Below are 16,623 nucleotides of genomic sequence, written 5' to 3'. Positions count from 1 at the left end.
GGTAACGGACCGGTGAACATCGTCTCGCGATGAACCGTGCGCGGATGCGTACAGTTATTGTCGCGTCTTCTGTTCAGTGTCTAGGAATGAGGCAACATCATGGCTGGTGACTCCGAGACCCGCCCCTGGGGTTCGTGGCACGTCATCGACATCGGTCCGGGCTACAAGGTGAAGCGGATCGAGGTGCTGCCCAACAGCCGCCTCTCCTACCAGACCCACACCCACCGCTCCGAGCACTGGGTGGTCATCTACGGCAAGGCGACCTGCATCATCGACGGCGTGACCACCGTCGCCGGCCCGGGTGAGTCCGTCGACGTCGGCGTCGGCCAGGCCCACCGGATCTGCAACGAGACCGACGAGCCGCTCTCGATCATCGAGGTCCAGCGCGGCGGCTACACCGGCGAGGACGACATCGTCCGGCTCGAGGACGACTTCGGCCGCGCCGAGGCCGAGAAGACCGCGACGGCCTGAGACCCGAAAGACGTACGCGGCGGGGCAGTGCCCCGCCGCGTACGTCCTATTTCGAGGTCGGTGGAGGTCAGCCCAGCAGACCGAGCAGATACTTCCCGTAGCCGCTCTTCAGCAGCGGCTGGGCGAGCTCGGCGAGCTCCTCGTCGGAGAGCCAGCCCTGACGCCAGGCGACCTCCTCGGGAGCACCGATCTTGGTGCCCTGGCGGTGCTCGATGGCGCGGATGAAGTTGGCGGCCTCGTTGAGGTCCTCGAGGGTGCCGGTGTCGAGCCAGGCGGTGCCGCGGGGCAGCACCTCGACCGAGAGGGTGCCGGCCTCGAGATAGATCCGGTTGAGGTCGGTGATCTCGAGCTCCCCGCGCGCGGACGGCTTGAGGTTGCGGGCGTGCTCGATGACCGAGCTGTCGTAGAAGTAGAGGCCGGGGACGGCGTACGGGCTCTTCGGCCGCTCCGGCTTCTCCTCGAGGGAGACGGCCTTGAAGGACTCGTCGAACTCGACGACGCCGTAAGCGCGCGGGTCGGCGACGCGGTAGCCGAAGACGGCGCCACCGGTGATCGTCTTGAACCGGGCCAGCTGGGTGCCGAGGCCGGGGCCGTAGAAGATGTTGTCGCCCAGGACGAGCCCGACGCCGTCCTCGGACTCGTCGAGAAAGCCGACGTCGGCGCCGATCGTGAACGCCTGGGCGAGGCCGTCGGGTGAGGGCTGCTCGGCATAGCTGATGTTGACCCCGAGATGGCTGCCGTCGCCCAGCAGCCGGTGGAACCCGGAGGCCTCGTGGGGCGTCGTGATCACCAGGATGTCCCGGATCCCGGCCAGCATCAGCGTGGTCAGCGGGTAGTAGATCATCGGCTTGTCGTAGATCGGCATCAGCTGCTTGCTGATCGCGAGCGTGATCGGGTGCAGACGTGAGCCGGTGCCGCCGGCCAGGATGATCCCCTTCATGGTCCCTTGATCCTACGGATGTTCACCCCACGTTCTAGGGAACCCACCGGGGCGAGGCGACCACCGGGTGGTTAATTCTGCCTACGATGAACCGGTGAGACGGATTCTTGTGACTGGTGGGGCCGGGTTCATCGGCTCCAACTTCGTGCACCACCTCGTGGCCAACACCGATGCGTACGTGACGGTGCTCGACAAGCTGACCTATGCCTCCTCGGAGGCATCCCTGGCCGGGCTCCCGGAGGACCGGGTGAGGCTCGTGGTTGGCGACATCGCCGACGCCGCGGTGGTCGAACCGCTGGTCGCGGAGTCGGACGCCGTGGTGCACTACGCGGCCGAGTCGCACAACGACAACTCGCTCTCCGACCCGGCGCCGTTCGTCCAGACCAACATCGTCGGCACCTATCAGCTGCTGGAGGCGGTCCGGAAGCACGACGTACGTTTCCACCACGTCTCCACCGACGAGGTCTACGGTGACCTCGACCTCGATGACCCCAAACGCTTCACCGAGGACACGCCCTACCAGCCGTCCTCGCCCTACTCGGCCACCAAGGCCGGCTCCGACCACCTCGTCCGCGCCTGGGTGCGCTCCTTCGGCGTGCGCGCGACGATCTCCAACTGCTCCAACAACTACGGTCCCTGGCAGCACGTCGAGAAGTTCATCCCGCGCCAGATCACCGAGGTGATCGAGGGCCGCCGGCCGCGCGTCTACGGCGACGGGCTCAACGTCCGCGACTGGATCCACACCGACGACCACTCCTCGGCGGTCTGGACGATCCTGGAGAAGGGCCGGATCGGGCAGACCTACCTGATCGGCGCCGACGGCGAGAAGTCCAACGTCGACGTCGTCCGCGCGATCCTGCGTCACTTCGGCAAGCCCGAGGACGACATCGAGTGGGTCACCGACCGCGCCGGCCACGACCGCCGCTACGCCATCGAGTCCGGCAAGCTCCGCAACGAGCTCGGCTGGGAGCCGAAGTACCAGGACTTCGACAAGGGCCTGGCCGCGACGATCTCCTGGTACCAGGAGAACGAGGCCTGGTGGTCGCCGCTCAAGCACGAGACCGAAGCCAAGTACGCCGCGAAGGGGCAGTGAATGTCTGACCTCTTCGTCGAGCAGACGGCCATCCCGGGTCTGCTGGTAGTCCACCTGCCCGTGCACGGCGACGCCCGCGGCTGGTTCAAGGAGAACTGGCAGCGCGAGAAGATGGTGGAGCTGGGGCTCCCCGACTTCGGGCCGGTGCAGAACAACATGTCCTTCAACGCCGCGCGTGGCGCGACCCGCGGCATCCACACCGAGCCGTGGGACAAGTTCGTCTCGGTGGCGTGCGGACGGGTCTTCGCGGCCTGGGTCGACATGCGAGAGGGCGACTCCTTCGGGACGACCTTCTCCGTCGAGATCGGCCCGGAGACCGCGGTCTTCGTGCCCCGTGGCGTCGGCAACTCCTACCAGGCGCTGGAGGACCGCACGGTCTACTCCTACCTGGTCAACGACCACTGGCGGCCCGGGTCCGCCTACCCGGCGCTCAACCTCGCCGACGAGACCGCCGCGATCTCGTGGCCGATCCCGCTGGAGTCGGCCGAGATCTCCGCGAAGGACCTCGTGAACCCGCGCTTGGCCGAGATCACCCCGATGAAGCCGAAGAAGACGCTGATCATCGGCGCCAACGGCCAGCTCGGCCGAGCCCTGACCGCGGTCTTCCCGGATGCGGACGCGGTCGACCTCGACGAGCTGGACATCTCCGACGAGAAGGCGGTCGCGGCCTGGCCGTGGGCCGACTACCAGCTCATCCTCAACGCCGCCGCCTACACCGCCGTCGACGTCGCCGAGACCCCTGACGGCCGCCGCACCGCCTGGGCCGCCAACGCGACCGCGCCGGCGCTGCTCGCCCGGGTCGCGACCGAGCACCGGCTGACCCTGGTGCACTACTCGACCGAGTACGTCTTCGACGGCACCGCCACCGAGCACACCGAGGACGAGCCGGTCTCGCCCCTCGGTGTCTACGCCCAGTCGAAGGCTGCCGGCGACATCGCCGTCGCCGGCACCTCCCGCCACTACATCCTGCGCACATCCTGGGTCGTCGGCGACGGCAAGAACTTCGTACGCACCATGGCGGCTCTCGCCGAGAAGGGCGTCTCGCCCACCGTGGTCGACGACCAGATCGGCCGGCTCACCTTCACCGACACGCTCGCCGCGGCCACCGCTCACCTGCTGCGGTCCGGGGCTGCGTACGGGGTCTACAACTGCACCAACGCCGGTGACCCGTGCTCGTGGCGCGACATCGCCGCCGAGGTGTTCGCGCTGTCGGGACGGGACGGGGCCGACGTCGGCGCCACCTCGACCGAGGCCTACTTCGCGGGCAAGGAGGGCGTCGCGCCGCGGCCCCTCAACTCGGTGATGTCCCTCGACAAGCTCACCGCCACCGGCTTCGAGCCCGAGGACCACCTCGACGCGCTGCGCCGCTACCTGAAGGCCTGACCGCCGAGTCGGCACGTCTGCCCCGCAACGGAGCGCCGAGTCGGCGCATCTGCCCCAACCGGTGGGACAAACGCGCCGACTCGGCGACTCATGGTGAGACAGATGCGCCGAGTGGGCGCTTGAATCTGGGGCAGTTGCGCCGACTCGGCGGGGCGTACTACTCGGAGCGCTCCGGCAGCCGCCAGGCGGCGGCGTTGTTGTCGAACGGGGCCAGGCCGCGCGACTGGCGGATGAATCCCCACAGGAGCGGGCCGAGGAGCAGCATCGCGCCGCCGAGGAGCAGCAGGAAGGTGGCGTCGGCGCCGAGCATCTTGGCCCCGGAGAGCGTGAGCATGATGACGATGCCGCGCCGGATGACCGACTGGGAGACCCAGCGCGCCATCCGGGAGCCGAGGAAGGTGCCGGGGGTGCCGCCGAGGATGAGCGGGATCAGCACCGCCCAGTCGACGCCGTGGTTGATCACCTGGCCGATCGCGGCGGCCATGACCAGAGGCACCGCCTGGAGCAGGTCGGTGCCGACGAGCTTGACCGCGGACAGCGTCGGGTAGATCAGCAGCAGCGCGATCATGATGACCGAGCCGGAGCCGACCGAGGTGATGCCGACGAGGAGGCCGCCGAGCGCGCCGACCAAGATGGTGAGCAGCGGCTTCAGGTCGGGGTCGTCCTCGGGGGCCACGTTGCCGGCGGCGACCTGGCGCAGCTGGAGATACATCCGGAACATGTAGGACGCGGCGGCGAAGAGCAGCGCACCGCCGAGGATCATCTTGAGAAAGTGATCGGTGTCGCCGGGCGCCAGCTTGTGGACGAAGGTGCCCAGGAACGCGCACGGCACCGAGCCGATGATCAGGTACGTCGCCAGCCGGATGTTGGGCGAGCCGTGCCGCCAGTGCACCGCGGCCCCGACCGACTTGTTGACCGAGGCGGCGACGAGGTCGTTGGCGACGGCGGTCGTCGGAGGCACGCCGAGGAAGATCAGCGCCGGCGTCATCAGCGCGCCACCGCCCATGCCGGTCAGCCCGACGACGATGCCGATACCGAAGCTGACCACGAGCACGCTGAACGCGTCTTGGGTGAGTAGGTCGGCGAACACGGGGCAACTCTCACATAGTCTCGCCCCCATGCCAGCACCCGTGCCGTTCGCCGAGATCGTCCGCTCCGACTTCGTCGAGGGACACCATTACGGATCCGCCCTCTCCCTGGCGGCCGACGGCAGCGTGGAGTGGTCGCTCGGCGATGTCGAGTCGCCGATCCTCCCGCGCTCCTCGAACAAACCGGTCCAGGCCCTCGCGATGGTGATCCTCGGCCTCGATCTGCCTCCCGACCTGCTCGCCCTGGCCTGCGCCTCCCACTCGGGCGAGGCGTTCCACCAAGAAGGCGTACGCCGCATCCTCGCCACCGTCGGCCTGGACGAGTCGGCGCTCGGCAACATCGAGGACTACCCGTTCGGCGTCGAGGCGCGCGAGGAGGCACTGCGTCGCGGCGAGCCGAAGACCCGGCTGGCGATGAACTGCTCCGGCAAGCACGCCGCGATGCTCGCCACCTGTGTCGCCGCAGGCTGGTCGCTGGAGGGCTATCTGGACCCGACGCACCCCCTCCAGGAGGGGATCCAGGAGGTGCTCGAGGCGTGCACCGGCGAGGCCGCGTACGTCACCGTCGACGGCTGCGGGGCCCCGGCCCTGTCGACGTCGCTGACCGGGCTGGCGCGGGCGTTCTCGACCATCGGCTCGGCGGTCGACGGCCCGGCGGCCCGGGTCGCCGAGGCGATGCGTTCACACCCCGAGTACGTCTCGGGCACCTCCCGCGACGAGGTGGCGCTGCACCGGGCCGTACCCGGGCTGATCGGCAAGCTGGGTGCCGAGGCGGTCTACGTGGTCGCGCTGCCCGACGGCCGTGCCTGGGCGCTGAAGGCCGACGACGGTGGCGACCGGGCGCGACCGGTGGTGATGGCCGCCGCGCTGCTGCGGGACGGGGTCGGTGACCTGGAGGGGGTCGACGCGGACGCCTTGCGGGCGACCGGCGAAGCGGCGATCCTCGGCGGTGGGCGTCGGGTGGGGGAGATCCGCGCGCTGCTGTGAGCTGCTAGCGGCCCGCTAGCGAGGCCGCGCTTCCGGTTTCAGGTGTGTTTCCGCCGGTTGACGAAGCAACTAGTGGGTGATGTGTGTCACTTCTGTCGCTCAGGGCTTGTGTTTGCTAGCAATTGTTAGCACACTGGAGTCATGGTCAAGAGCAAGGTCACGAGTGCGGTCGGCACGCTCGGCGAGTATCTGAAGGAACAGAGGATCTCGGCCGAGATGTCTCTGCGTCAGCTCGCCGACCAGGCAGGCGTGTCCAACCCCTACCTCAGCCAGATCGAGCGTGGTCTGCGCAAGCCATCGGCTGAGGTCCTCCAGCAGATCGCCAAGGCGCTGCGGATCTCGGCGGAGCAGGTCTACGTCCGTGCCGGGATCCTCAGCCCCGACTCCAACGTCGGAGGGTCCGTGGAGCTCGCGGTGCTCGCCGATCCGAGCCTGACCGAGCGGCAGAAGCACTCGCTGCTCGACGTCTACCACTCGTTCCTTGCTCTCAACAGTCGTGTCACCGCCGATGCGCCGGCCGCCGATGAAACCGACGAAGAACCCCATCACGAGGAGAACCCAGATGCCCACGCTGCCCAAGATTGAGACCACCAAGCCCCTCAACGCCGTCGCCGGCGTCGCCGACCTGGCCTATGAGACCGTCAAGGACCTCGCCACCGACCTGCAGAAGAAGGTCGACGGCTACCGCTCCGAGGCGACCACCAAGCTGACCGACGCCCGCGCCAAGGCGACCGAGAAGGCCACCGCGTACCGCACCCAGGCGACCGAGAAGGCGACCGCTGCGAAGGCCACCGTGACCGGCTTCGACCCGAAGACCCTCCCGGCCCTGGCCAAGGAGCAGTACACCGTCCTTCCCGAGAAGCTGAAGACCACCGTCAAGGCCAAGCTCGACGAGACCACCGACTCCGCCACCGGCACCTACGACAAGCTCGCCACCCGGGGCGAGACCTTCGTCGCGAAGTTCAAGAAGTCCGAGACCGCTGAGACCCCGGCCGAGGCGCCCAAGGACGAGGCCCCCAAGGCCGAGGCTCCGAAGGCCGAGGCCGCTCCGGCCGAGAAGCCGGCTCCCGCCAAGAAGGCCCCGGCCAAGAAGACGGCTGCCAAGAAGGCCTGATCTCGGCCTGCTCCTTCGTCATGGCGATGTCCTGAGCCTGTCGCAAGGTATGCCGACGAAAGCACACATCCCTCGCGGAGTTCCGCGAGGGATGTGTGCGTTTTGCTGCATACCTTGACGAAGGAACCGCCCCGAGATCAGCTCGGGTAGTCGGCACCCGCGGTCTGGCGGGCCTCCCACGCGGTGGCGACCATGGAGCGCAGGTCGTGGCGCATCTCCCACTCCAGGTCGCGCCGGGCGAGCTCACCGGTGGCGACGATGCGGGCGGGGTCGCCGGCACGGCGCGGCTTGATGACGGGCTCGAAGTCGATGCCGGTCACCTCGCGGATGGCATCCATGATCTGCCGCACCGAGGAGCCGTCGCCCGAGCCGAGGTTGTAGACCGGCTCGAGGTCCTTGCCCTCGGCGAGCCGCTTGGCGGCGACGACGTGGGAGTGGGCGAGGTCGGCGACGTGCACGTAGTCGCGTACGCAGGTGCCGTCGGGGGTGGGGTAGTCGTCGCCGTTGATCTGCGGCGTCTTCCCCTTGGCCAGCGCGTCGAAGACGAGCGGGAACAGGTTGTGGGGGCTGGTGTCGTACAGGTCCTTCGAACCCGAGCCGACGACGTTGAAGTAGCGCAGGCTCGTGTGCGAGAGGCCCTCGGCACGCGCCACGTCGGCGATCAGCCACTCGCCGATCAGCTTCGACTCGCCGTAGGGGCTCTCCGGGTTGGTCGGCGTGGTCTCGGTGACCAGGTCGACGTCGGGGGTGCCGAAACAGGCGGCGGAGGACGAGAAGACCAGCTTGTCGACGCCCGTGCCCACCATGGCCTCGAGGAGGTTGGCGGTGCCGGTGACGTTCTGTGCGTACGTGTGCAGCGGCCGCTGCACCGAGACACCTGCGTACTTGAAACCGGCGAGGTGGATGACTCCCTCGACCCCGTTGTCGGTGATCGCCTGCTCGATCGCCGCCTTGTCCAGCAGCGTCGCCTCGACGAACGTGACGTTGTCGGGCACGAACTTCGCGAAACCGGAGGACAGGTCGTCGATGACGACCGGCTCCATGCCCGCGTCGAGCAGCGCCTGCACGACGTGCGATCCGATGTAGCCCGCGCCTCCGGTTACCAACCAACTCATGCGAAGAAGATAGCGGCAGGTCCCAGCGCCTAACGTTGGCAGGGTGATCCTCCTGCACGGTGACGGTGACCCGACGACCCCTGAAGGCCTGCGGGCCATCTACACACCTCCTCGACTGCCGTGGCTGCGGGCCAACATGGTGAGCTCCCTGGACGGTGCGGCGACGGGCTCGGACGGCCGTTCCGGCACGGTCAACAACGCCGTCGACGTCGACGTCTTCCACGTCCTGCGCGATCTCGCCGACGCGGTCCTGGTCGGGGCGGGGACCGCCATCGCCGAGACCTACACCGCCAAGGGTGCGCCGATCGTCGTCGTCTCCCGCCGCGGCCGGGTTCCCGACGAGCTCCGCGGCCGCGAGCCCGGCGCGGTCCGGCTCGCGACCGTGGCCGAGGCGCCCGGCCTGGACGCCGCGCGCGAGGAGATCGGCGAGGAGAACGTCTACGTCACCGGCACCTCGGAGGTCGACCTGGCCGCGCTCCTCGCCAGGCTGCGCGAGGAGGGCATGCGGCACGTGCTCTGCGAGGGCGGGCCGACCCTGCTCGGCTCCCTGCTCGAGGCCGGCCTGGTCGACGAGCTCTGCCACACGATCACACCCAAGCTCCTCGCCGGCGACGGCCGGCGGATCGTGACCGGGCCGCACATCGACGTACCGGTGTCCTTGGCGTCCCTCATCGAGCACGACGGCACGTTGCTCGGACGTTGGCTCGTAAACCGATGACGTTCACGATCAGTTTCCGGTAACGAAATCTTGAGACCGAGAGTTTTACTCTTGACGAGGTCTGACCCAGCCGCTTGACTCACCGATCGTGCCAGGTATGACGGCAGTCACCACCAAGCGACCACGTCAGGCACTCTCGGGAAGACGCGTACGGGAGTGGCTGATCTTTCTGGCGTTCGTGCTGCCCAACGTCGCCCTGATCGCGGTCTTCATCTATCGCCCGCTCTTCCAGAACATCTACTACTCGACGCTCAACTGGACGCTGGGCTCGAAGTTCGCGACGCCGGTCGGGCTGGGCAACTACCGCGACTTCTTCACCTCCGGTGAGGCGAGCAAGGTGCTGACCACGACCGGGATCTTCACCGTCGCGACCGTCGGCCTCACGCTCGCGCTGGGTCTGGGCGTCGCGCTGGCGCTCAACCGCAAGCTTCCCGGGGCCGGGTTCGCGCAGGCCACGGTCTTCGCGCCCTACATCCTCTCCGGCTACGGCGTCGGCCTCGCCTGGCTCTACATCTTCGACCCCAACATCGGGGCGCTCTCCGCGATCCTGCGCGACGTCGGCCTGAACAGCCCGGAGTGGATCAACTCGCCGCCCTGGACGCTGACGATGGTGATCATCGTCTACGTCTGGAAGAACCTCGGCTACGCCGCGGTCGTCTATCTCGCCGGCCTGCAGGCCGTGCCTGGCGACCTGCTGGAGGCGGCGGCGCTCGACGGCGCCAGCCCGGCGAAGCGGTTCTTCAAGGTCACCCTGCCGCTGCTCTCGCCGACCACGTTCTTCCTGATGGTCACCACGATCCTCAACAGCCTGCAGGCCTTCGACCTGCTGATCGCGATGGACAAGCTCGGCCGCGGTGCCCGCACGCTGATCTTCGATGCCTACCTGACCGGCTTCAAGGAGCAGAGCCAGGCCGGCTACTCCGCGATGCTCTCCACGGTGCTCTTCGCGATCCTCGTGGTCCTCACGCTCGTCCAGCTGGTCGTCGTGGAGAGGCGGGTCCACTACCGATGAGCCACTCGATGAGCACGACTGCTCCCTCACGCAAGGTGCGGCTGACGCCGCTGACCGTACGCGACTACCTGGTGCTGCTGCTCGCGGTGCTCATCGTGGTGCTGCCGCTCGGCTACATGATCCTGGCCTCCTTCAAGGGCCCGGGCGACCTGGCGACGACCGACCTGGTCGTCTTCCCGGAGGTCTGGAAGCCGGAGAACTACTCCGAGGCCGCGCAGAAGGTCGCCTTCGGGAGGCTCTTCCTCAACTCCGGCATCGTCACGGTCGTCGGCGCCGGGCTGAAGGTGTTGCTCGCGATCCTGACGGCGTACGGCCTGGTCTTCTGCGAGTTCCCCGCAAAGAAGTACGTCTTCTGGGGCGTGCTGGCCACGATGATGGTGCCCCCGCAGGTCACCGCGCTGCCCAACTACGTCTTCATCAGCAGCCTCGGCGGCGAGAACACCTACTGGGGCATCATCCTGCCGGGCCTCGGCACCGGCTTCGGTACGTTCCTGCTGCGTCAGGCCTTCATGCAGCTGCCCTACGAGGTGATCGAGGCGGCTCACCTCGACGGCGCCGGCCACTGGAAGCGGCTGTGGCATCACGTCGTCCCGATGGCTCTGCCCAGCATCGCGACCGTGGCGCTGGTCAACGTGGTCTACGAGTGGAACGACTACCTGTGGCCGCTGATCATCATCTCCGAGCCCGAGATGATGACGCTCCCACGCGGCCTGACGCTGCTGCAGAACAGCGAGTCCGCGGCCAGCTCGTTCGGGGTCCTGATGGCCGGCACCGTGATGGTGCTGCTGCCGATCCTCGCCGTCTTCGCGTTCCTGCAGCGCCACATCGTCAACGGCTTCACCCAAGGCGGCGTCAAAGGCTGACGTCTCGCCAAGACAGGGAAGGGATGCACCATGAACACCTCGTCCAACCTGCATCGCTCGGGTCTGATCCTGGACCGGCGACGGTTCCTCGGCCTCAGCGCCCTGGGCATCTCCGCGGCGGCGCTCTCCGCCTGTGGTGGCGGGCCTTCGACCAGCGGCGGAGGGGCCACCACCAAGGTCGAGCAGATCGACTTCAGCGGCGTGAAGCCGGCCAAGGAGGTCACCTTCTGGACCTCCAACCCGGGTGACTCGATCAAGGTCAGCACCGAGATCGTCAACGCCTTCAACGCCTCCCAGTCCGACATCACCGTCAAGCTGGTCACGGCCGGCGCCGACTACGAGGAGATCGCGCAGAAGTTCCAGACCGCGCAGACCGGTGGCGACCTGCCCGACATCATCAACCTGTCGGACGTGTGGTGGTTCCGCTACAAGATGAACGACCAGATCATCCCGCTCGACTCCCTCTTCGAGGCGCTCGAGTTCGACACCGACGACTACGTCGACTCGCTGCTCGGCGACTACCTCTACGACGACGCCCACTGGGCGGTGCCGTGGGCCCGCTCGACGCCGCTCTTCTACTACAACAAGGACCACTGGAAGAAGGCCGGGCTCTCCGACCAGGGTCCGCAGACCTGGGAGGAGTTCGGCGAGTGGAAGACCAAGCTCGCCCAGGCCAGCGGCGCGAAGTTCGCCTTCCAGTTCCCGGCCCTGGCGGGCTACGCCGGCTGGACCCTGCAGAACAACCTGTGGGGCTGGGGCGGGTGCTGGTCGAAGGAGGAGTCCTTCGACATCACCTGCAACTCGTCCGAGGCGATCGAGGCGCTCTCCTTCCTCAAGGACTGGGTCTACAAGGACAAGGTCGCCGGGGTGGCAGGGGTCGACCAGATCCAGGACTTCGCGGCCGGTGTCGCCAGCGCGACCGTGGGTTCGACCGGTGACCTGATCACCGCGATCGCCTCGGCCAAGTTCGACGTCGGTGTCGCCCCGTTGCCCGCCGGCCCGGCGGAGACGGAGCGGATCTGCCCGACCGGCGGCTCGGGCGTCGGCATCCCGAAGGACATCAGCCCGGAGCGGCAGCTGGCGGCGGGCACCTTCATCAAGTTCCTCACCGAGCCCGAGCAGGCGATCAAGTTCTCCGAGGCGACCGGCTACGTGCCGATCCGCAAGTCCGCCGACCCGGCCGCGATCCTGAAGAAGACCCCGCAGGCGCAGGTCGCGATCGACCAGCTCCCCAACACCCGGTCACAGGACTACGCCCGCGTCTTCCTGCCCGGTGGCGACCTGGAGATGGCCAACCACATGGCCTCGATCCTCACCGAGAACAAGGACGTCCAGACCGAGATGGACAGCCTGAAGACGGCGCTGGAGAAGATCTACACCGACCAGGTCAAGCCGCACGTCTGATGAACACCCGCGTAGGGCACACCGCGGGGTGCCCTACGCTCGGTTCTCGTGAGCGAAGACTTGGTGGTGGAGCGGCGCCCGGGCGTCGTACAGGTGACCTTCAACCGACCGCAGAAGCACAACGCCTTCACGCACGCGATGTACGCCGCGCTGCACGAGCTGTGCGACGAGCTCGCCACGGACGAGTCGGTGAAGGTGCTGGTGCTGACCGGGACCGGCGGGCGGGCGTTCGCCGCCGGCAACGAGATCTCCGACTTCCTCTCCCGCGACGCGGTTGACTACGAGGACTGGATCCGCGCACTGCTCGAGAAGCTGTTCGCTCTCCCGCAGGTCACCATCGCGGCGGTCGACGGGGTCTGCGTCGGCGGCGGGCTCGCGGTCGCGACCCACTGCGACCTGCGGGTCGCGACGCCGCACTCGCGCTTCGGCTACCCGATCGCGAAGACGCTCGGCAACGCGCTGGCGGCCTCCATCGTCTACCGCGCGGTCGCCGTCTTCGGTGAGCCGATCGTGCGCGAGATGCTCCTCGCCGCCCGGCTCGTCAACGCGGACCGTGCCTACGCGACCGGGGCTCTCACGGCTGTCACCGACTCCCTGGTCGAGGAGGTCGACACGCTGGTCGAGGGCATCCTGGCGCTCTCCGGCGTCACCGTCCGGGCCACGAAGAGCCAGCTCGCTGCGTACGCCGCCCGCACCGAGGCCTCGCCCGAGGGCGACGAGGAGCTGCTGCGCGAGGTCTACACCGGCGCGGACTTCAAGGAAGGCGTCCGTGCGTTCCTGGCCAAGGAGAAGCCCGCCTTCCGCTAGGCGTCACGACGACGTCACCCCTCGTCGTCGAAGTCGATGCGGATCACGCTGCGCTCGATGGCGGACAGGTCCGCGATCGTCGGCTCCTGGGAGCCGCTGATCTTCAGCCCGAGCTCGAACGGGGACGCACCGTTGTCCAGGGCCGCGCGCAGAGCCGTGCCGACCTCCAGCGGCGTGGTCTGCAGGAGGACGGCTCGGCCGTGCCGTACGCGGCCCCGCTGGGTCACGGTCACCGGTGCCGGATCCGTGAAGTTGAACCGCCACGGCCGCTCGGTGAACACCGTCGGGACGCCGTTGATCGTGTGCAGGCACACCGGCACCCGGAGCTTCCTGCCGCTGCGCCGGCCGGTGAACTCCAGCAGCGCCTTCAGGGCGATGCGTGGCCCCAGCCGAGGGTCGGTCAGGACCCGCCTGACCAGCGGATTGACCATCCGCATCAGGGCCGGTGGCGGTGGGGCCAACCGCACCCTCGCCGGCCGTGTCGTCGTCTGTGTCCGTGTCATGGCGCGCTCCTCGCACTCGTCCTGCGACGATGCTAAGAAGACGCCGAACGGCGCGATATACCACCAATCTGGCATTCCGGGGCCGCTCGGTTGAGCCTACGGTGGGTGGATGAGCGCCGACACGATGCAGCGGGGCGCGGAGAAGATCGCCCGGCTCTGTGCGGAGCCGCGCGATCTCGTGTCGCTGTGGCAGGAGACCACCGAGGTCCTCCACCGGGTCGTCCCGCACTTCTGGACGCCGTGCTTCTACACCTTGGATCCGAGCTCGCTGTTGATGACCAGCCACTTCCACCTCGGTCTTGCCGAGTTTCCCGGCGAGTGGCTCGCCGCCGAGTACTACGCCGACGACGTCCACCAGCTCGCCGATGTGGCGCGCTCGGCATCGGGCATCTCGACCCTGCACGAGGCGACCGACGGCGATCCATCCTCGAGCCCGCGGTGGCACCGGAACATGGCCATGGGAGGGGACCAGGAGCTCATCGCCAGGCTCCGCACCCGCTCGGGTGAGGTCTGGGGAGCTCTGGGCCTCTATCGCGAACCGCGGGAGGCGATGTTCACCGAGGTCGAGAAGGCCTTCGTCAGGTCGGTGGCACCGGTCCTCGCCGAAGGTGCCCGGGCGGCGCTGCTGATGGGGCAGGCGCGGGAGCCGGACTTCGCCGACTCCCCAGGGCTGCTCATCCTCGACCGCGGCTGGAACGTCGACTCCGCCACCCCGGGCGTCGAGCGTTGGTTGTCCGAGCTGCCCGACGGCGACTGGGACGCCGGTCGCCTGCCGTCCTCGGTGCTCACCCTCGCCGGCCGGGTGCTGGGCATGGCCGAGAATCCTGACCGAGGAGAGATCGCCGTGTCCCGGGTCCTGTCGCGAACCGGCATCTGGGTCGTCCTGCACGGCGCGCGCCTGACGTCGACCGCTGACCCGCGCATCGCGATCATCATCGAGCCGGCCAATCCCGGACGGCTGTACCCGCTGTTGATGTCCGCCTACGGGTTGACCGAACGCGAGAAGGACATCACCAGACTCGTTCTGCAAGGCAGCTCGACCACCCAGATCGCCGCCGACCTGGTGCTCTCGGCGCACACCGTCCAGCAACACCTGAAGAGCATCTTCGACAAGACCGGTGTCCACAGTCGCCGCGACCTCGTCGGCAAGGTCTTCTTCGCCCACTACGAACCCCGGTTCCGCGACAACGAGCGCCGCGCTCAGAACGAGCAGCCGATACGAGGAGAGCCCTGGCAAAACGTTTGACCTGCGTATCGGGGTGACGGACGATGACCCATGCCTTCCGAGCAGACCAAGACGTACGTCGACAGTGACCGTTTCCGCGGCGCGCTGATCACGCAGAGCGATGTCGGTGGCCTGGAGATCCGGGACTGCTGGTTCGAGGAGCGGGTGAAGATCGTCGACTGCTGGGGCCCCGAGGTCTATCTCGCCGGGGCGATCGGGCGGATCGTGGTCAACGACGTCGACGTGACGGCGTACGTCGAGGCCGAGCTCGACCGTGCCGAGCCCAATCGGGTGCTGGCCCGCGAGGCCCGGACCGCTGACGAGATCCGTGCGGCGTGGGCGGCGATCGAAGAGACCTGGGCGGCGACGGTGTCCCGGGTGCGGGAGCTGCCCGAGGAGCTGCACCGCCGGCGGGTCGACGACGAGTGGTCGTTCATCGAGACCCTGCGGCACCTGCTCCACGCCAGCGACAAGTGGCTCGGCAACCCGGTCCTGGAGGAGGACTCGCCCTACCACCCGCTCGGGTTCGGTCCGGGCGGTGACCCAGACGGAGTTGCCGGACTCACCGTCGATGCCGACCCGTCGTTGGAGGAGATCCTGGAGCCACGCCTCGCCCGGATGGGCACCATGCGCGAGTTCGTCTCGAGGGTCACCGATGCGGATCTCGACCGGCTCTGCACCCGCAAGCCGATCGGCAACGACCCCGAGGCCGACTACTCCGTGCGCCGCTGCCTCAAGGTGGTGCTCGCCGAGGAGGCCGAGCACCACCGCTATGCCGCACGTGACCTGGCTGTCTTAACCGCTGGTTGAGGCGGGGCGATGCCCCTACGATGACCGCCGTGGTGGTCTTCGGCTGGTTCGTGATGACTCTGGTTTTCGTCGATGAGCTGTTGGCGATGGCCGCCTTCGGCGTGTGGGGCTGGCAGCACGAGCCGCGGTGGCTGCTGGTCTGGTTGCTGCCGCTGGCGGCGATGTTCGTCTGGTGGTCGTTCGCCTCGCCGAAGGCGCCTCGCGGTGGTCCCGTGATCCGGCCGGTCGCCAAGGTGATCGTCTTCGGGCTCGCCTCGCTGGCACTCCTCGATGCGGGTCAGCCGGGATGGGCGCTCGCGCTGCTGGTCTTCTCGGTCGTCATCAACGGCCTGGCTCAGGTGCCGGCGATCAGTCGGCTGCCCACCGATGTGCCTCGAGGAGACTCGGCCCGTACCAGGTGATCAGCCGGCCGCTGACCAGCTCCGTCGGCGTCCGGGCGAAGGCCTCCGGGCCGTCCTCGGCGGTGAAGACGTACGGCTCGTCGGGGAGCAGCACCGCATCGGCGCCCGCGGCGTCGAGATCGGCCAGGTCGACGTGGGGATAGCGCTCCGGATGGGAGTCGTAGACGTTCTCCCAGCCCAGCCGCCGCAGCAGGTCACCGGTGAAGGTCCGTGAGCCGACCACCATCCACGGGTCGCGCCAGATCGGCACCACGACCCGGCGGGTGACCGGGGGGAGCGGCCCGCACCACACCTCCCGGGCCTCCGCGAGCCAGGCAGGCCGGTCCCAACCGAGACCGTCGAGGAGCTGCTCCATCGACGCGACCGCCTGCGGGACCGTCTCGATGTCCGTGACCCAGACCCGGATGCCCCGCTCCCGCAGGCGGCGTACGTCCAGCTCTCGGTTCTCCTCCTTGTTGGCCACCACCACGTCCGGTGTCAGCGCCGCGATCGCGGCCAGATCGGGGTTCTTGGTGCCGCGCACGCGTGGCACGTCCAGCTCTGCCGGATGCGTGCACCAGTCCGTGGCTCCCGCCAGCCGGTCCGCCGCGACCGAGGCGAGAGCCTCGGTCAGCGACGGGACCAGCGAGACCACCCGGGTCGCCGGTCGCGGGCCGTCGTACGGGGTGCCTAGGTCGTCGCGCATGTTC

19 protein-coding genes are annotated in these 16,623 nt (G+C 68.4%); 14 read left to right on the top strand and 5 right to left on the bottom strand.

Going from position 1 to position 16,623, the window contains the following annotated elements; all coding sequences use genetic code 11:
- Positions 1–99 precede the first annotated feature (99 nt).
- A complete protein-coding gene (locus ACIA03_RS01780) occupies positions 100–471 on the top strand; it encodes a phosphomannose isomerase type II C-terminal cupin domain (protein WP_396978644.1) in 372 nt (123 codons plus the stop codon).
- A 67-nt stretch (positions 472–538) separates the two neighbouring features.
- Here the strand turns inward: ACIA03_RS01780 and rfbA are convergent, their stop codons facing one another.
- Entirely contained in the window at positions 539–1,411 is an 873-nt protein-coding gene (rfbA, locus tag ACIA03_RS01775; RefSeq protein ID WP_141794967.1) for a glucose-1-phosphate thymidylyltransferase RfbA, read from the bottom strand.
- Between the two features lie 94 nt (positions 1,412–1,505).
- Here rfbA and rfbB point away from each other — a divergent pair, with 94 nt between their 5' ends.
- Positions 1,506–2,504 (top strand): dTDP-glucose 4,6-dehydratase, encoded by a 999-nt coding sequence (gene rfbB, locus ACIA03_RS01770; protein WP_396978642.1) that lies wholly within the window; start codon positions 1,506–1,508, stop codon positions 2,502–2,504.
- Entirely contained in the window at positions 2,505–3,887 is a 1,383-nt protein-coding gene (locus ACIA03_RS01765) for a sugar nucleotide-binding protein (protein WP_396978640.1), read from the top strand.
- Positions 3,888–4,044: 157 nt separating this feature from the next.
- On the opposite strand, the gene ACIA03_RS01760 is transcribed toward ACIA03_RS01765, so the two are convergent.
- Entirely contained in the window at positions 4,045–4,977 is a 933-nt protein-coding gene (locus tag ACIA03_RS01760) for a sulfite exporter TauE/SafE family protein (RefSeq protein ID WP_396978638.1), read from the bottom strand.
- 28 nt (positions 4,978–5,005) lie between these two features.
- On the opposite strand from ACIA03_RS01760, the gene ACIA03_RS01755 reads away from it, so the two are divergent.
- From ACIA03_RS01755 to ACIA03_RS01745, 3 genes are all read left to right on the top strand, one after another.
- Positions 5,006–5,962 (top strand): asparaginase, encoded by a 957-nt coding sequence (locus ACIA03_RS01755; RefSeq protein ID WP_396978636.1) that lies wholly within the window; start codon positions 5,006–5,008, stop codon positions 5,960–5,962.
- Positions 5,963–6,103: 141 nt separating this feature from the next.
- Positions 6,104–6,547: a helix-turn-helix domain-containing protein gene (locus ACIA03_RS01750; protein ID WP_045548440.1), complete on the top strand. Its 444-nt coding sequence runs from the start codon at positions 6,104–6,106 to the stop codon at positions 6,545–6,547.
- Complete coding sequence (locus tag ACIA03_RS01745; protein ID WP_396978634.1) at positions 6,525–7,076, top strand: hypothetical protein; 552 nt, start codon at positions 6,525–6,527, stop codon at positions 7,074–7,076. The genes ACIA03_RS01750 and ACIA03_RS01745 overlap by 23 nt, the downstream gene beginning before the upstream one ends.
- Positions 7,077–7,213: 137 nt before the next feature.
- Here the strand turns inward: ACIA03_RS01745 and galE are convergent, their stop codons facing one another.
- Positions 7,214–8,191, bottom strand: a complete 978-nt coding sequence (galE, locus tag ACIA03_RS01740) for a UDP-glucose 4-epimerase GalE (RefSeq protein ID WP_396978632.1) — start codon at positions 8,189–8,191, stop codon at positions 7,214–7,216.
- A 43-nt stretch (positions 8,192–8,234) separates the two neighbouring features.
- Here galE and ACIA03_RS01735 point away from each other — a divergent pair, with 43 nt between their 5' ends.
- The 5 genes from ACIA03_RS01735 (at position 8,235) to ACIA03_RS01715 (ending at position 12,995) form a co-directional block, all read left to right on the top strand.
- Complete coding sequence (locus ACIA03_RS01735) at positions 8,235–8,909, top strand: dihydrofolate reductase family protein (protein WP_396978630.1); 675 nt, start codon at positions 8,235–8,237, stop codon at positions 8,907–8,909.
- A 97-nt stretch (positions 8,910–9,006) separates the two neighbouring features.
- Positions 9,007–9,921, top strand: coding sequence for a carbohydrate ABC transporter permease (locus tag ACIA03_RS01730; RefSeq protein WP_396978628.1), 915 nt, complete (start codon positions 9,007–9,009; stop codon positions 9,919–9,921).
- A gap of 8 nt (positions 9,922–9,929) precedes the next feature.
- Positions 9,930–10,784: a carbohydrate ABC transporter permease gene (locus tag ACIA03_RS01725; RefSeq protein ID WP_396978626.1), complete on the top strand. Its 855-nt coding sequence runs from the start codon at positions 9,930–9,932 to the stop codon at positions 10,782–10,784.
- 30 nt (positions 10,785–10,814) lie between these two features.
- Positions 10,815–12,188 (top strand): ABC transporter substrate-binding protein, encoded by a 1,374-nt coding sequence (locus tag ACIA03_RS01720; protein WP_396978624.1) that lies wholly within the window; start codon positions 10,815–10,817, stop codon positions 12,186–12,188.
- A 48-nt stretch (positions 12,189–12,236) separates the two neighbouring features.
- Positions 12,237–12,995 carry an enoyl-CoA hydratase-related protein gene (locus ACIA03_RS01715; RefSeq protein ID WP_396978623.1) on the top strand — a complete coding sequence of 253 codons (759 nt, stop codon included), beginning with the start codon at positions 12,237–12,239 and terminating at the stop codon, positions 12,993–12,995.
- Between the two features lie 14 nt (positions 12,996–13,009).
- Here the strand turns inward: ACIA03_RS01715 and ACIA03_RS01710 are convergent, their stop codons facing one another.
- The gene (locus tag ACIA03_RS01710; RefSeq protein ID WP_396978621.1) at positions 13,010–13,498 is read right to left on the bottom strand and encodes a hypothetical protein; all 489 of its coding nucleotides are present in this window, start codon (positions 13,496–13,498) and stop codon (positions 13,010–13,012) included.
- 109 nt (positions 13,499–13,607) lie between these two features.
- On the opposite strand from ACIA03_RS01710, the gene ACIA03_RS01705 reads away from it, so the two are divergent.
- From ACIA03_RS01705 to ACIA03_RS01695, 3 genes are read left to right on the top strand one after another with little or no spacing between them, the layout of a single operon-like run.
- Positions 13,608–14,744, top strand: a complete 1,137-nt coding sequence (locus ACIA03_RS01705; RefSeq protein WP_396978619.1) for a LuxR C-terminal-related transcriptional regulator — start codon at positions 13,608–13,610, stop codon at positions 14,742–14,744.
- Positions 14,745–14,774: 30 nt separating this feature from the next.
- Positions 14,775–15,533: a DinB family protein gene (locus ACIA03_RS01700; protein WP_396978617.1), complete on the top strand. Its 759-nt coding sequence runs from the start codon at positions 14,775–14,777 to the stop codon at positions 15,531–15,533.
- A 20-nt stretch (positions 15,534–15,553) separates the two neighbouring features.
- The gene (locus ACIA03_RS01695; protein ID WP_396978615.1) at positions 15,554–15,934 is read left to right on the top strand and encodes a YrdB family protein; all 381 of its coding nucleotides are present in this window, start codon (positions 15,554–15,556) and stop codon (positions 15,932–15,934) included.
- On the opposite strand, the gene ACIA03_RS01690 is transcribed toward ACIA03_RS01695, so the two are convergent.
- Complete coding sequence (locus tag ACIA03_RS01690; protein ID WP_396978613.1) at positions 15,882–16,619, bottom strand: helical backbone metal receptor; 738 nt, start codon at positions 16,617–16,619, stop codon at positions 15,882–15,884. The two genes, ACIA03_RS01695 and ACIA03_RS01690, sit on opposite strands and share 53 nt — an antisense overlap.
- Positions 16,620–16,623: the final 4 nt, after the last annotated feature.

This window comes from Nocardioides sp. NPDC051685, from assembly GCF_044453405.1.
Taxonomy (GTDB): Bacteria; Actinomycetota; Actinomycetes; order Propionibacteriales; family Nocardioidaceae; genus Nocardioides.
This window is presented reverse-complemented; position numbering and strand designations above follow the sequence as displayed.